Raw genomic sequence first — 514 nt, 5'->3', positions numbered from 1 at the left:
ACTGGGCGTTTGGTCTGGATGCCAACTACGTTAAACAGCGCGACTGGCGTAGTGCAAAAGATATGATGAAATTCACCGACTACAGCGTGAAAACCGGACATCTGACCGCCTACTGGACGCCATCTTTCGCTCAGGATGTGTTAGTTAAAGCCAGCGTCGGGCAGTATCTGGCAGGGGATAAAGGCGGCACGCTGGAGATCGCCAAACGCTTTGATAGCGGCGTGGTGGTGGGTGGCTATGCCACGATCACTAATGTTTCGAAAGAGGAGTACGGCGAAGGGGACTTCACCAAAGGCGTGTATGTCTCGGTACCGTTGGATCTCTTCTCGTCTGGCCCGACACGCAGCCGTGCGGCGATTGGCTGGACGCCGCTGACGCGTGACGGTGGTCAGCAACTTGGGCGTAAGTTCCAGTTGTATGACATGACCAGCGACCGTAGCGTCAATTTCCGCTAAGTCATGGGAAAGGTGCCAGTTTTCGCACTCACTGGCACCTTCATTCTTAATGGCCTGTC

At 54.9% G+C, this 514-nt stretch carries 1 protein-coding gene; it reads left to right on the top strand.

Annotated elements, in window-relative coordinates; translation table 11 throughout:
• The coding region (locus ACS8YF_RS20185; RefSeq protein ID WP_440851832.1) for a YjbH domain-containing protein at nucleotides 1-455 on the top strand (455 nt) is incomplete at its 5' end.
• Nucleotides 456-514: the final 59 nt, after the last annotated feature.

Origin of the sequence: Salinisphaera sp. SWV1 (assembly GCF_052044155.1) — a bacterium.
In the GTDB taxonomy this organism is placed as follows: domain Bacteria; phylum Pseudomonadota; class Gammaproteobacteria; order Nevskiales; family Salinisphaeraceae; genus Salinisphaera.
Note: the sequence above shows the minus strand (reverse complement) of the source record. Positions and strands in the feature narration are given on the sequence as shown.